We start from the raw sequence: 14089 nt of genomic DNA on the forward strand, positions 1-14089 counted from the left end.
CGCGCAGGAACCGGAGTGTACGAGCGGTACATGAGGATTCCGAGCACTGCACGCGCCCGTCTGGCGGACGCGCAGTAGTTTTAGCAGCCGCGGTTAGTTCAGGCCCAGCTTGCCGCGCAGGGTCGAGAGATCCTCGGCCAGGGTGTTGACCGGACCGACCAGGGCCTTGCGATCACGCTCGCTGACCTTGTCGTAGGTCTCGAAGCCGCCGTCCTTGGTCTTGTACTTGGCCAGGATCTTGTCGACCGTGGCGAAGTTCTTGTCGACCTTGGCAACGAAGGCCTGGTCCTGCTTCGCGATCTGCGGGCGGAACAGGTCGACGATCTTCTTGGCGCCATCGACGTTGGCCTGGAAGTCATAGAGGTCGGTGTGGCTATAGCGTTCTTCCTCGCCCGACACCTTGGTTGCCGCCACTTCCTCCATCAGCGCCGCGGCACCACCCACCACCTTTTCCGGCGGGAAGGTCAGGCCGTCGACGCGGGCCTGCAGGTCCTTGACGTCTGCCAGCAGCTTGTCGGCGAGGGGGCCCTGGCCTTCGGTGGTGTTCTGGGTGAAGAGGGCGTACTCCAGGCGATGGAAGCCGGTGAAGTCCTCGGATTTGACCCCCTGTTCGTGATCGTCTTCGCGGGAGTCGATGGCGGCGTCCAGGTCGCTGAAGAGTTCGGCGATAGGCTCGACCTGCTCGTAGGAGACCCGCGTCGGGGCATAGAGCTTGCGCGCGGTGGCCAGGTCGCCGCGCTTGACCGCCGCGGTGAAGGCCTGGGTCTGCTCGGTGAGCTTGGCCAGGTTGTCGGTGACATAGATCTTGTAGTCGGAGATGGGACCGACCAGATCCAGCGGCGAGTTGGCAGCGAAGGCCGGCGTGGCGAAGGCCAGACCGAGGGCAACGGCGAGGAACGAGCGTTTCATTCGACTTCTCCTGTCGAGGTGTTAAAGCGATGCGGCGGCCAGCAGGCTGCGGCCGAGATAGTCCTTGGCATCGGTGATCCCCGGCAGGACGAAGAAGTAACCGCCGCCGATGGGCTTGATGTATTCCTCCAGGGGCTCGCCATCCAGGCGTTTCTGCACGGCGATGAAGCCCTGCTCCAGATCGGCCTGGTAGGCGATGAACAGCAGGCCCATGTCGAGCTGGCCGTTTTTGCGCACGCCATTGGAGTAGTTGAAGGGGCGGCGCAGGATCAGGTTGCGCTGGCTCTCCGGGGTGCGGGGATTGGCCAGGCGGATATGGGCGTCCAGCGGCGTGACCTGGCCCTTGGGATCGCTGGCGTAATCCGGCACGTCGGTCTCGTGACCGCCGGCCATGGGCGCGCCACTGGCCTTGCGCCGCCCGAAGATGGCTTCCTGCTCCTGCAGCGGGGTGCGATCCCAGCGCTCGACGAAATTGCGGATGATGCGCACCGCCTGGTAGCTGCCCTGGGCGGCCCAGGCGGGCTCGCCGCTGCCGGGCTGGACCCAGACGATCCGGTCCATCGCCTGGGCGTCGGTGGAATCGGGGTTGGCCGAGCCGTCGCGAAAGCCGAGGAAGTTGCGCGCGCTTTCCGCCGGTTGCCCAGGTGGCGGATCCTGGACGGGCACGCTGCCTTCCTGCTTCCAGCGAATCGCCAGCAGGTCGGGCAGGTTCTTCAGGATGTCGCGCAGGGCGTGGATGTCGGTGTCCGGGGTATTGGCGCAGAACTGCAGGCAGAGATCGCCGTGGCAGCAGTCCGCTTCCAGGGCGTCGTTGGGGAAGCCGCTCATGCGCTGCAGCTGGCGCGGCTTTACCGCGCTCAGGCCGAAACGGTCATCGAACAGCGACTCGCCCACCGAAACGGTGATGGTGAGGTTGTCCGGCGTCACCACCGGACCGAGGATGCCGGAATCCAACGGTGGCAATTTGGGGTCGACCTCCGGCACCGGACCGCCCTGCATGAGAAAGCGGATGCGCTCGTCGAGGGTCCGCAGCAGGCGTTCCAGGTCCTCGCGGTCGCTGGCCAGCACATCGAAGGCCACGATCATCCCGGCCGCCGGCCGTGGGGTGACGATGCCGCTCTGGTGCTGGCCAAGGAACGCCTGGCGCTGGTGGGTATTGGCGCTACCGGGGGCACGGGTCACCTCGGCGGTGCTGGCCGCCCGGGCGTGCATCGGGCAGAGCCCGGCACCGGCCAGGGCCACGCTGGCGGCGCCAAGGCCACCTAGCAGGCGGCGGCGGTCGATATTGGGCTGATCGGGAGCGGACTTCTTCATGGCGTGGTCTTGGTCGCGGCCAGGCCCAGCGCCGGGGCGACCTGGTCGAGGGAGTCGGCCAGGGCCTGGGCCGCGGCGGCAATGCGCTGGCGGTCGTCAGGGGAAAGGGATGAGTAGGGACGCTGGACATCGCCCAGGGCCGCGGCCAGGGCGTCGGCCTGGGTATCCAGCCGTTGCTGCAGCTCGGGATGCCCCTTGCCGAGCAGCGGGCGCAACAATTCGATCACCTTGCGCGTGCCGTCCAGATTGGCGGCGAAACCGGGCAGCACGAGCTGGCTGTAGCGTTCTTCCTCGCCCGAGATCCGGGTGCTGGCCAGGTTGTGCAGCAGGCGTGCGGCGTTGCCGCTGAGTTGCTCGGGCGGCAGCGACTGGCCGAGCAGGGCATCGCGCAGGGCGACGGCGTCCTGTTGCAGGCGGGTGGCGACCGGTTCCAGGTCCCGGGTGCTGTTGCCGGCGAAGAGGCCTTGTTCGAGGCGATGGAAGCCGCCGAAGGCCGGATCCTGTTCGCGCTTTTCGTAGTAGTCGGCGCGGGCATTGAGGCGATTGTCCAGTTCGGCGAAGCGCTGCGCGGTCGCCGCCAGGCGCTGGTAGGGCAGGCGGGCGGAGGCATAGGCGGCACGCGCCTGCTCCAGGTCGCCCGCGGCCAGGGCTTGCTGGAGGGTAGTGAGGCCCTGCAGCAACAGGCGGCTCTGCTGATTCAGGTAGACGCGGTATTCCGACAGCGGACCGACGAACTGGGTCAGGGTCGGACCGGCCTTGCTGGCGGCTTCCGAAGCGGCGGTGGGCAGCACCTTCAGGATTCCGCGGGGATTGCTCAGCAGACCGCAGGTGATGGCGTAGTCGCCAGGCGCCAGGGTGGCATTGATGACCTGGCTGAGACCGGGGGCGATGTTCTCGCGCTCCTCGATCACCAGGACGCCGTCGAGGATTTCCCACTCCACCGCCCGATCCGAGCGGTTGACGATACGAAAGCGCGCCGGCCCGGCAGGCACTTCCAGCGCGTTGGGCTCGCAGCGATTGGCCAGGATATCGACCTTGATCTCGCCGTCGGCCACGGTGGCGTGACGCTCGCCTGCTGAGCGAGAGGCGTAATAGAAGGCGGCGGCCGCGGCGATCAGCAGTGTTGCCGAGCCAATCACGGCCAGGCGCATGGCCGTGGAGCCCGGCTTCGGCGAATGGGGGTTGGCGTTGTTCAAGACGGGCGCTCCAGCGAGGCAGAGGTGGTTACCACAGGACGCTGGGGCGGCGCCGGGGTGCGGAAGAACAGCGGCAGGGTGACCGCCAGGAACAGCAGATAGGCGCCGAGAGTGCTCACGGTCGGGGTGTCCTGGTAGCCGAACATGCCGGCCAGCACCGTGCCGACCGGGCCGTCGGCGGGCAGCACGTGGCTCCAGTCGAACAGCACCTGCTGCAGCGAATTCCAAAGGCCGGCTTCATGCAGGGCCTTGACCGAGTTGGTGAACAGGCCGGCCGCGACGAAGAGGATGAACAGGCCGGTGAAGCGAAAGAACTTGCCCAGGTTCAGTCGCACGCCGCCGGTATAGAGGCCGTAACCCACCGCGATGGCGATGATCAGGCCCAGCAGGGCACCCAGGGGCGCACCGGGGCCGGCGCTCTGCTGGAAGATGGCGAGCAGGAAGAACACGGTTTCCAGGCCCTCGCGGGCCACTGCCAGAAAGACCATGCCGATCAGGGCATAGACCTGGTTGCGCGAGGCGGACAGAGCGTTTTCCAGGGAGTCATGGAGTTCGGTCTTGATCGAGCGCGCCGCCTTGCGCATCCAGAACACCATGGAGGTGAGGATGGCGGTGGCGGCCAGGCCGACTACCGCTTCGAACAGTTCCTGCTGACGCTGCGGGAATTCGGCGCTGGCCAGCTGCAGTCCGGCACCGACGAACAGAGACAGGGCGGCGGCCAGCATCACCCCGATCCAGACCGCGGGCATCCAGTGGCCACGACCGGTGCGTTGCAGATAGCTGGCGATGATGCCAACGATGAGCGCCGCTTCGATACCTTCGCGGAGCATGATCAGAAAGGGAACGAGCATGAAAGCCATCACCGACGGAAGCTAAGGGCGCAGAAGCGCCCGGAGGTCGGTGATTTGTATCACAATGATTCGGATTGTTAAATGCGGATGATTCTCGTGCCTTGCGGATCCGCCGACTGGTTGGCAGCGGATCAGGGGCGGGCGCCCGTCAGGCCTGGAAGACCACGGCGGTATCCGGAGCCTTGCCGGTGGCGAAGCGACGGATCTCCCGCCAGTTGCGCAGATCGACCACCGCCAGCTGATTATCTTCCAGCGCCGCAAACAGCCACTCGCCGCGGGGATCGAGGTTGAGGCCGGGCACCGCGCTGTCCATGGGCAGATAGGCCACCTCGGCGAGGGTATCGGGCCGCAGCAGCGAAAGACTCTTGTCCGCCAGGTTGGACACCAGCAGGCGGCCATCGGGCAGGGCGGCTACCCGTACCGCTTCGCCCCGCAGCTTGATCTGGCGGATCGGCGCCAGGTCGCGGGCATCCAGCGCATGGAGGATGCCGGCGAAACGGTCGAGTACATAGAAGGTACGCTCGTCCGGACTCAGGCAGCAGCCCTCCGGCGCCTGGCCGAGGTATTTCTTGACCGGCAGCACGGCGGGATTGTGGGCGTCCACTAGGATCACCAGGCCGCTCAGGGTATCCGCGACATAGGCACGGCGTCCGTCACGGGTCAGTACGAAGTAGTGGCTGCGGGTCCCGCCGACCGGGACGATCTGGCTGGGCGATTCGGCGGTGGCGGGGCGATCGAAGCGGATGAGCAGCGAGTCGGTTTCGCTGAGCACATAGAGGCGACCCTGGTCGTCCAGGCGCATGCCGTGCAGGCGGTGATAGGGCGACAGATCGATGGATCGCACCAGGCGGCGCTCGGCGAGATCGATCACGCTGACCTGGTGGCCGCCCTCGCCAGGCGCCTGCCAGCTCTTGACGCCATACTGGCCGACATAGGCATAGCGACCCTGGCGGTCGGCGACGATCTCATGGGGTTGCTCGGGCAATTCCAGGCTGCCGACGCGCTTGCCATCGGCCAGGCGATAGAAGCCGATGCCGGGGGCTTCCTTTTCGACCAGGGCGAGGTATTCAGCGCCCGCTGCGAAGGCGCGGAGCGGATAGCCGCCCAGCAGGGGCAGGGCGGCACTGGCAGCCAGCAGGCCGAGGGTCTGACGGCGATTCAGGTGGGGCATAGGAGGTCTCCCAAGGGGCAAGCCTCCCTGCCAGGGTCAAGCGAATCCGTGCTACTCGAATAGACCCTTGAACCAGGTCCAAACTCCGAAGGAGTAGTCGGGAAAGATGTCGATGCCCAGCGCGGACTTGAGCAGGTAGAGCAGCAGCAGACCCACCAGGCCGCAGGCCAGCAGGATCACCGCCAGCACCGTGGCCTTGCCGAGCAGGGACAAGTCCTGCTCCAGGCGCGAGAGTTGACGGTAGTTGCGACCGGCGAGGAAGACGAAGTAGTAACGGCGGTGCCAGAACTTGACGGTGCCGCGCAGATCTACGCTGTGCTTACCCCAGCTGCGGGTGCCGAACGCCAGTTTGAGGGCTTCCAGCTGCTCGTCGGTAAAGGATTCACGCAGCGCTTCGGGCAGGCGTTCCTTTAGACCGGCGATGAAGGGGTCATGGCGTTTGATGCGATCCTGCATGGAAAAGCTTCCCTCTGAATGGTGCGAGTGCACTCTGAGGGGGCGCCCGGCCTGGCGTTCAGCCGCACCTGATGGGCGGGGCCACGCGCAGGATGATCGGTCAGGCGCTGACGCGGACGGGGCGCAGCACCTCGGCCCGGGCGCGCAACTGGCCACAACCGCCATCGACATCCTGGCCCGCGGAATTGCGCACCTTGGTTAGCAGGCCGCGGCTGTGCAGGTAGCGGACGATCTGCACGATGCGCTCGCCGTCGGGGCGCTGGTAGTCGTCGACTTCCAGGCTGTTGTAGGGGATGAGGTTGAGCACGCCGTACTTGCCCTTCATCAGCCGCAGCAATTCGTCCATCTCGTCCTGGCTGTCGTTGATGCCGGCGAGCAGCGTCCACTGGTACTGGATCGGATAGCCGATCAGCCGGGCATAGGCTTCACCCTGTTCGATCAGCTCGCCCGGTTCGTAGCGGGGCGCCTTGGGCAGCAGCCGGGCGCGACGCTCGGCATTGGTGCTGTGCAACGACAGCGCCAGCGCCGGTCTGACCGTCTGCCGGGGCAGTCGCTCGAACACCCGCGGATCGCCGACGGTGGAAAACACCAGGTTGCGATGGCCGATACCGCCCGCGGTGCCCAGCAGGTCGATGGCCTCCAGCACGTTGTCCAGGTTGTGCGCCGGCTCGCCCATGCCCATGAAGACCACCTTCTTGACCGCCCGGATGCGTCGCGCCAGGGCGACCTGGGCGACGATCTCGGCGCTGCCCACCTGGCGCAGCAGGCCGCTCTTGCCGGTCATGCAGAAGACGCAGCCCACCGCGCAGCCGACCTGGGACGACACGCAGAGCCCGTCGCGCGGCAGCAGCACGCTTTCCACCGCCTGGCCATCGCCCAGGGTCACCAGCATCCGCGCCGAACCGTCGGCTCCCGGATGCTCCGAGGTCACCCGGGCCAGGCCTTCCAGCCGCGCGGTCAGTGCCGGGATGGCCTGGCGTACCTCCAGCGGCAGGAAGTTTTCCGCCTGCTGGCGCCGGGTGCCGGTATCCAGGGGCAGCCCCTGGCACCAGGCGCGGAGGATCCGGGCACTGTGCTTGGGCTTGGCGCCGGCTTCGGCGAGCAACTGGACGACATCGGAAATACGCATGGGAAAAGGGCAGGTCGAGGGCGGGCGGCGATAATAGGACAGGGCAGGGATGCTATCCTAGTCCTTTGCAAGACGAGGACCCGTCATGAAGTTCATCCACCAGCGCGAGCATCTCAACGAGGGCGACCTGGTCGTCATCCAGAGTTCGGGGGTGTGCAACATCCGCCTGATGAACGATGCCAATTTCCGCAGCTTCAAGAACGGCGGCCGCCACTCCTATCACGGCGGCGCCTTCGACACCTTTCCAGCGCGCATCACCGTCCCGAGCACCGGCTTCTGGAATATCACCCTGGACACTGTCACCAAGCGGCCGATCAGCGTGACCCGCAAGCCCGAGATCAAGCACTCGATCAAGATCGTCCGCCGCTCGCCTTCCGAGTTGCGTTGAGACAGCGGTCACCCGTCCCTGGGTGATCCTGCAGGCTATTTCGGCTGCAACTCCAGCAGCCGTGCCTTGGCGCCGTCTTCCAGTACCCAGAGGCTGCCGTTGGGACCTTCCTCGACGTCGCGGATGCGCGTGCCCATGGCATAGCGCTCGACTTCGCGTGCCTCTTCGCCCTTGAGTTCGATCCGCACCAGCGCCTTGGAAGACAGGCCGCCGATGAAGGCATTGCCCTTCCAGGCCGGGAAGCGGCTGCCCTCGTAGATCATCAATCCGGCCGGGGAAATCACCGGCGTCCAGGTTATCTTCGGCGGGGTGAATTCCGGGCGAGTGGAATGATCCGGGATCGGCTTGCCGCCGTAGTGGTCGCCGTTGGAGACCTCGGGATAGCCGTAATTGCCGCCACGCTGGATCAGATTCAGCTCGTCACCGCCCTGGGGACCCATTTCCTGTTCCCAGAGACGGCCCTGGGTGTCGAAGGCGATGCCCAGCGGGTTGCGGTGACCCAGCGACCAGACCTGCGCCGCCACGCCGCCCTGCTGGGCGAAGGGGTTGTCCGCGGGGACACTGCCATCATCGTTGAGGCGGATGAGCTTGCCCAGGTTGCCGGTCATGTCCTGGGCCGGGGTGAATTTCTGCCGCTCCCCCGAGGTGATCCACAGCTTGCCGTCCGGGCCGAATCTCATACGATGGCCATAGTGACCGTTGCCAGTGACTTTGGGGGTCTGCCGCCAGATCACCTTGAGGTCACTGAGCGACCCGCTGCCATCTTCTTTCAAGGTCAGCTTGGCCCGCGCGACCGCCGCGCCTTGGGTGCCGTCTTCGCCGGCTTCGGCATAGCTCAGGTAGATCAGCCGGTTACTGGCGTATTGGGGATGCAGGATGACGTCGCCCAGCCCGCCCTGGCCGGCGGCGACCACCTTGGGCACACCGCTGATGTCCTGCGCCTTGCCGGTCTGCACGTTCAGATGCTTGAGGACGCCGCCTGTCTCGGTGACCAGCGCCGTGCCGTCCGGCAGGAAGGCGATGGCCCAGGGCGCGTCCAGGGTGGCCCGTGGGGTGGCGGTGAAGGGCCACTGAGCTTCACTCAGGGCCTGGGGCGCGGCATTGGCGTTCAGGGTGGCGAGACCGAGCAGGAGACTGCCGGCGGCTAGGGTAAGGCCTTTCATGGGCACGCGGTCCTCGTCGATGAGAGTCCCTACACCCTAGTAGGGACGTCCGCGAAAAGGGCCGCGTTTTTGTTACCTGAGGCGTCTAGCGAAGAAGTTTTAAGGCATCAGATCGGACTCGAATGGCCTACTTCGCAGATCCAAATCCGTTAATGGCTGCCCTGGCTCGCGCTTCGGATATCGCCATTAGTAACGGGTCCGAATCCTCTATGTGAGTATAGAGATACCAATGGGTCGGAGGTAAGACCAGGATCCGATACACCTCGAAAGGCTTTTTGCTCTTCAACTTGGACCCAAGGGTTGTTCGGTCCATAAGAATTTGGGCTTTATCAATGGCGTGCGATGCGAGTGTCGCTTCATATGCCAGATTGATGATGTTTCGATTGCTGCGCTGTCCGCGACAATGTTCGCGATAGATGACATAGCCAACGGCCATGGAAAAAACTGTAGCGAGTATGAAATACCCAATGTCAGACATGGCGAGATCTCTGTCTCGGGATAACCAGATATGGCTATGGGATCAACCAAGGCCTTGAAGAAGACCTCGGTTGATCGGACGGTCTGCGTCAGTTGTCATACCCCAGATTCGGCGCCAGCCACCGCTCCGTCACCGCCAGCTCCTGACCCTTGCGCTCGGTGTAGCTGCCCACCTGATCCCGGTCGATCTTGCCCACGGCGAAATACTGGGCCTCGGGATGGGCGAAGTACCAGCCGCTGACGGCGGCGGCCGGGAACATAGCGTAGTGCTCGGTGAGGAAGACGCCACTGCGACCGGCCTCGTTGAAGCTGGCCTCGGGGTCCAGCAGCTTGAACAGGGTGGCCTTCTCGGTGTGATCGGGGCAGGCCGGATAGCCGGGGGCAGGGCGGATGCCCTTGTACTGCTCGCGGATCAGCGCCTCGTTGTCCAGGGTCTCGTCCGCGGCATAGCCCCAGTGCTCCTTGCGCACCTGCTCGTGCAGCCATTCGGCGCAGGCTTCGGCAAGACGGTCGGCCAGGGCCTTGACCATGATCGAGTTGTAGTCGTCGCCCTTGCGCTCGTAGTCCTTGGCCAGTTCCTCGGCGCCGATGCCGGCGGTGACGATGAAGCCACCCATGTAGTCGGTCACGCCCGTCTCCTTTGGCGCGACGAAGTCGGCCAGGGACAGGTTGGGCTTGCCCTCGGGCTTGATGGTCTGCTGGCGCAGGTGGTGCAGGGTGGCCAGCGGCTGGCCGTCCTCGCCATAGACTTCCAGGTCGTCGTCACGGACCTGATTGGCCGGCCAGAAGCCGAACACGGCGCGGGCCTTGATCAGCTTCTCGTCGATCAGCTTGCTGAGCATGGCCTGGGCATCGTCGAACAGCGCGGTCGCCGCTTCACCCACCACCTCGTCGCTGAGGATGCGCGGGTACTTGCCGGCCAGGTCCCAGGAGATGAAGAAGGGGGTCCAGTCGATGTAGTCGGCCAGCACCGCCAGGTCGATGTCTTCCAGCACCCGGGCACCGGTAAAGGTCGGTTTGGGTGCCTTGTAGCCGAGCCAGTTGAAGGCCGGCTTGTTGGCCACGGCCTTGGCGTAGGACAGGCGTTCGGTGCGGGCGCTGCGGCTGGCGGTGCGCTCGCGGACCTCGACGTAGTCGGCACGAGTGCGCTCGACGAAGCCGGCCTTGAGTTCCTTCGACAGCAGCTGGGTAGCCACGCCCACCGCACGGGAAGCGTCGGTGACATAGACCACGGCATCGTTCTTGTACTGCGGCTCGATCTTGACCGCGGTATGGGCCTTGGAGGTGGTGGCGCCGCCGATCATCAGCGGCAGGCTGAAGCCCTGGCGCTGCATTTCCTTGGCGACGTGAACCATCTCGTCCAGGGAAGGGGTGATCAGGCCGGACAGGCCGATGATGTCGCACTTCTCGGCGATGGCGGTCTGCAGGATCCTTTCCGCCGGGACCATGACGCCCAGGTCGACGATGTCGTAGCCGTTGCAACCCAGCACCACGCCGACGATGTTCTTGCCGATGTCATGGACGTCGCCCTTGACCGTGGCCATGAGGATCTTGCCCTTGGCCTCGGGCTTGTCGCCTTTCTCCGCCTCGATGAAGGGGATCAGGTGCGCCACCGCCTGCTTCATCACTCGGGCGGACTTGACCACCTGGGGCAGGAACATCTTGCCCGAGCCGAACAGGTCGCCGACCACGTTCATGCCGCTCATCAGCGGGCCTTCGATGACCTCGATGGGGCGCGCGCACTGCTGGCGGCACTCCTCGGTGTCCTCGACGATATAGGTGGTAATGCCCTTGACCAGCGCATGTTCCAGTCGCTTGCCTACCGGCAGGCCGCGCCATTCCTCGGTCTCGGCTTCCTTGACCGCGCCGCCGCCCCTGTAGTCGTCGGCGATGGCCAGCAGGGCGTCGGTGCCGGCCGGGGTGCGGTTGAGCACCACGTCCTCGACCCGCTCGCGCAGCGTGGCCGGGATCTCGTCGTAGATCTCCAGCTGGCCGGCGTTGACGATGCCCATGGTCAGGCCGTTCTGGATGGCGTGGTAAAGGAAGACCGAGTGGATGGCCTCGCGCACCGGGTTGTTGCCGCGGAAGGAAAAGGAGACGTTGGACACGCCGCCCGAGGTCAGGGCGTAGGGCAGGTTGTCGCGGATATAGGCGCAGGCGTTGATGAAGTCGACCGCGTAGTTGTTGTGCTCCTCGATCCCGGTCGCCACGGCGAAGATGTTGGGATCGAAGATGATGTCTTCCGGGGGGAAGCCGACCTGGTTGACGAGGATGTCGTAGGAGCGCGCGCAGATCTCGTTCTTGCGCGCCTCGGTGTCGGCCTGGCCGTCTTCGTCGAAGGCCATGACCACCACCGCCGCGCCGTATCTCTTGCACAGCCGGGCGTGATGGATGAAGGACTCGACGCCTTCCTTCATCGAGATGGAATTGACGATGCCCTTGCCCTGGATGCACTTGAGACCGGCCTCGATCACCTCCCACTTGGAGGAGTCGATCATGATCGGCACGCGGGAGATGTCCGGCTCGGAGGCGATCAGATTGAGAAAGGTGACCATGGCCGCCTTCGAATCCAGCATGCCCTCGTCCATGTTGATGTCGATGACCTGGGCGCCGGCTTCCACCTGCTGCTGGGCCACTTCCAGGGCCTCGGCGTAATTCTCTTCGCGGATCAGGCGGGCGAACTTGGCCGAGCCGGTGATGTTGGTGCGCTCGCCGACGTTGACGAACAGCGACTCGCGGCTGATGGTGAAGGGTTCCAGGCCGGAGAGGCGGCAGGCCTTGGGAATCTCCGGCAGCTGCCGCGGCGCATGGCGGGCGACGGCTTCGGCGATGGCCTGGATATGCGCCGGGGTGGTACCGCAGCAGCCGCCAACGATGTTGAGCAGGCCGCTGGCGGCGAATTCCTCGACCACCGCCGCCATCTGCTCGGGGCTTTCGTCGTATTCGCCGAAGGCATTGGGCAGGCCGGCATTGGGGTGGGCGGAGACGAAGGTGTCGGCCTTGGTTGCCAGCTCCTCGACGTAGGGCCGCAGTTCCTTGGCCCCCAGGGCGCAGTTGAGGCCCACGGAAATCGGCTGGGCATGCCGTACCGAGTTCCAGAAGGCTTCGGTGGTCTGGCCCGACAGGGTGCGGCCGGAGGCGTCGGTGATGGTGCCGGAGATCATGATCGGCAGCTCGATGCCGACCTCCTCGAACACGCCCTGGACGGCGAAGATCGCGGCCTTGGCGTTGAGGGTGTCGAAGATGGTCTCGATCAGGATGAGGTCGGCGCCGCCTTCGATCAGGCCGCGGGTGGCCTCGGTGTAGTTCTCCACCAGCACATCGAAGGTGACGTTGCGATAGCCGGGATTGTTGACGTCCGGGGAGATGGAGCAGGTCCGACTGGTCGGGCCGAGGACCCCGGCGACGAAGCGTGGCCGATCCGGGGTCTCCAGGGACTTGGCATCGGCCACCTCGCGGGCGACCCGGGCGCCGGCCAGGTTCAGTTCGTAGGTGATCTCTTCCATGCCGTAGTCGGCCTGGGAGACGCGGGTGGCGTTGAAGGTGTTTGTCTCGAGGATATCGGCGCCGGCATCCAGGTAGGCCTTTTCGATCTCGGCGATGATCCGCGGCTGGGTCAGCAGCAAGAGGTCGTTGTTGCCCTTGACGTCACTTGGCCAGTCGGCAAAGCGCTCGCCGCGGTAGTCCGCTTCCTCCAGCCGATAGCTCTGGATCATGGTGCCCATGCCGCCGTCGAGGATGAGGATGCGCTGCGCGAGGGCGTGGCGGAGGGCGGCGAGGCGAGAGCTGCGATCGGTCATGGGCATTCCACACAGATGAAGAGGCAAAGGACAAAGGCCGGCAGCATAGCAAACGCCAAGGGTGCTCCCGGCATTGGCCGGTCGCTAGAATGAGCAATGCTCATACTGGGTCGGCGGCGCTTTCATTCTGGGCGCCGCCGCGATCCAGCGTGGTCACCGTGCAAACCGTTGAAGCGCTGCTTTACTGTCTGATGACCGACGTTTACTGTGCGTCAAAACTGCGTCATGGAAGGTGGCCGTGATTCCTCTGGTGATATGCGACGACTCGAACATGGCGCGCAAGCAGCTGGTTCGCTCCCTGCCCGAAGGCTGGGCGGTATCCATCACCCAGGCCACCCATGGCGAGGAAGCCCTCACGGCGCTGCGCCAGGGTCTGGGCCAGGTGATGCTGCTGGACCTGACCATGCCGATCCTGGATGGCTATGGCACCCTGGCGGCCATCCGCAACGAAGGCCTGGCGGTCAAGGTGATCGTCGTCTCCGGCGACGTCCAGGAGCAGGCGGTGGCCCGGGTACGGGAACTGGGCGCCCTGGACTTCCTGCGCAAACCCGCCGATCCCGCCGAATTGGCCGCGGTGCTCGCACGCCACGGCCTCTACAGCCCCAATCCGGCGGTGCCGGCGGAGCCCGTCCCGCGCCCCGAGCTGGAGGTCAGTTTCCGCGATGCCTTCCGCGAGGTGGTCAACGTTTCCATGGGCCGTGCCGGGGCGCTGCTGGCCAAGGCGCTGGACGTCTTCGTCCAGCTGCCGATTCCCAACGTCAATATCCTGGAAGTCAGCGAGCTGCACATGACGCTGGTGGACGCCCAGCGTGAGGATCGCCTCAGTGCGGTCTGCCAGGGCTACATCGGCGAGGGCATCGCCGGCGAGGCGCTGCTGATCTTCCATGATTCCGAATTCGACGACATGGCCAAGCTGGTGCGCTGGCGCGAGGCGGGGGAGTCCGGCGACATCGAGATGCTGCTGGACCTGTCGAGCATCATCATCGGCGCCTGCCTGGCGGGCATCGCCGAACAGTTCGACATCCGCTTCTCCCAGGGCCACCCGACCATCCTCGGTCACCATGCGTCCATCGACGAACTCATCGTCGTCAACAAGACCCGCTGGAAGAAGACCTTGGCAGTCGAACTCAGCTACAGCCTGGAAGGCCATAACGTCCACTTCGATCTGCTGCTGCTGTTCACCGAGGATTCGGTGAAGCGCATCACCCGCAAGATCGGCTACCTGATGAGTTGAG

Annotated in this window: 11 protein-coding genes; 2 read left to right on the forward strand and 9 right to left on the reverse strand. The window is 65.3% G+C overall.

The window, feature by feature from the left end:
* Positions 1–93: 93 nt before the first annotated feature.
* From efeO (GSQ95_RS21215) to GSQ95_RS21245, 7 genes are all read right to left on the reverse strand, one after another.
* Positions 94–909: an iron uptake system protein EfeO gene (gene efeO, locus GSQ95_RS21215; protein WP_158894326.1), complete on the reverse strand. Its 816-nt coding sequence runs from the start codon at positions 907–909 to the stop codon at positions 94–96.
* Between the two features lie 21 nt (positions 910–930).
* Positions 931–2223, reverse strand: a complete 1293-nt coding sequence (gene efeB / locus GSQ95_RS21220; protein WP_158894329.1) for an iron uptake transporter deferrochelatase/peroxidase subunit — start codon at positions 2221–2223, stop codon at positions 931–933.
* On the reverse strand, positions 2220–3419 hold the full coding sequence (gene efeO, locus GSQ95_RS21225; protein ID WP_158894332.1) for an iron uptake system protein EfeO: 1200 nt from the start codon (positions 3417–3419) through the stop codon (positions 2220–2222). The genes efeB and efeO (GSQ95_RS21225) overlap by 4 nt, the downstream gene beginning before the upstream one ends.
* Entirely contained in the window at positions 3416–4270 is an 855-nt protein-coding gene (efeU, locus tag GSQ95_RS21230) for an iron uptake transporter permease EfeU (protein ID WP_158894335.1), read from the reverse strand. Before efeU ends, efeO (GSQ95_RS21225) begins: the two co-directional genes overlap by 4 nt.
* Positions 4271–4418: 148 nt before the next feature.
* Complete coding sequence (locus tag GSQ95_RS21235; RefSeq protein WP_158894338.1) at positions 4419–5441, reverse strand: twin-arginine translocation pathway signal protein; 1023 nt, start codon at positions 5439–5441, stop codon at positions 4419–4421.
* Positions 5442–5492: 51 nt separating this feature from the next.
* Positions 5493–5897 (reverse strand): 3-phosphoshikimate 1-carboxyvinyltransferase, encoded by a 405-nt coding sequence (locus GSQ95_RS21240; protein WP_158894341.1) that lies wholly within the window; start codon positions 5895–5897, stop codon positions 5493–5495.
* A gap of 100 nt (positions 5898–5997) precedes the next feature.
* Positions 5998–7026 carry an RNA methyltransferase gene (locus GSQ95_RS21245; protein ID WP_158973884.1) on the reverse strand — a complete coding sequence of 343 codons (1029 nt, stop codon included), beginning with the start codon at positions 7024–7026 and terminating at the stop codon, positions 5998–6000.
* Positions 7027–7111: 85 nt separating this feature from the next.
* Here GSQ95_RS21245 and GSQ95_RS21250 point away from each other — a divergent pair, with 85 nt between their 5' ends.
* Complete coding sequence (locus GSQ95_RS21250) at positions 7112–7414, forward strand: DUF1883 domain-containing protein (protein WP_133863084.1); 303 nt, start codon at positions 7112–7114, stop codon at positions 7412–7414.
* A 35-nt stretch (positions 7415–7449) separates the two neighbouring features.
* Here GSQ95_RS21250 and GSQ95_RS21255 read toward each other — a convergent pair whose 3' ends face one another.
* Positions 7450–8577, reverse strand: a complete 1128-nt coding sequence (locus GSQ95_RS21255) for a PQQ-dependent sugar dehydrogenase (RefSeq protein ID WP_158896423.1) — start codon at positions 8575–8577, stop codon at positions 7450–7452.
* 566 nt (positions 8578–9143) lie between these two features.
* Positions 9144–12854: a methionine synthase gene (gene metH, locus GSQ95_RS21260; RefSeq protein WP_158973886.1), complete on the reverse strand. Its 3711-nt coding sequence runs from the start codon at positions 12852–12854 to the stop codon at positions 9144–9146.
* 232 nt (positions 12855–13086) lie between these two features.
* Here metH and GSQ95_RS21265 point away from each other — a divergent pair, with 232 nt between their 5' ends.
* Entirely contained in the window at positions 13087–14088 is a 1002-nt protein-coding gene (locus GSQ95_RS21265) for a response regulator (protein WP_158896801.1), read from the forward strand.
* Position 14089 lies beyond the last annotated feature (1 nt).

The organism is Pseudomonas sp. BAV 4579 (genome assembly GCF_009765395.1).
Taxonomy (GTDB): Bacteria; Pseudomonadota; Gammaproteobacteria; order Pseudomonadales; family Pseudomonadaceae; genus Chryseomonas; species Chryseomonas aestiva.

Excerpts from the sequence above, each read along its gene's own strand:
- efeO (WP_158894326.1), bottom strand. The coding sequence starts at position 909 with ATGAAACGCTCGTTCCTCGCCGTTGCCCTCGGTCTGGCCTTCGCCACG.
- efeB (WP_158894329.1), bottom strand. The coding sequence starts at position 2,223 with ATGAAGAAGTCCGCTCCCGATCAGCCCAATATCGACCGCCGCCGCCTG.
- efeU (WP_158894335.1), bottom strand. The coding sequence starts at position 4,270 with ATGCTCGTTCCCTTTCTGATCATGCTCCGCGAAGGTATCGAAGCGGCG.
- GSQ95_RS21235 (WP_158894338.1), bottom strand. The coding sequence starts at position 5,441 with ATGCCCCACCTGAATCGCCGTCAGACCCTCGGCCTGCTGGCTGCCAGT.
- GSQ95_RS21240 (WP_158894341.1), bottom strand. The coding sequence starts at position 5,897 with ATGCAGGATCGCATCAAACGCCATGACCCCTTCATCGCCGGTCTAAAG.
- GSQ95_RS21245 (WP_158973884.1), bottom strand. The coding sequence starts at position 7,026 with ATGCGTATTTCCGATGTCGTCCAGTTGCTCGCCGAAGCCGGCGCCAAG.
- GSQ95_RS21250 (WP_133863084.1), top strand. The coding sequence starts at position 7,112 with ATGAAGTTCATCCACCAGCGCGAGCATCTCAACGAGGGCGACCTGGTC.
- GSQ95_RS21255 (WP_158896423.1), bottom strand. The coding sequence starts at position 8,577 with ATGAAAGGCCTTACCCTAGCCGCCGGCAGTCTCCTGCTCGGTCTCGCC.
- metH (WP_158973886.1), bottom strand. The coding sequence starts at position 12,854 with ATGACCGATCGCAGCTCTCGCCTCGCCGCCCTCCGCCACGCCCTCGCG.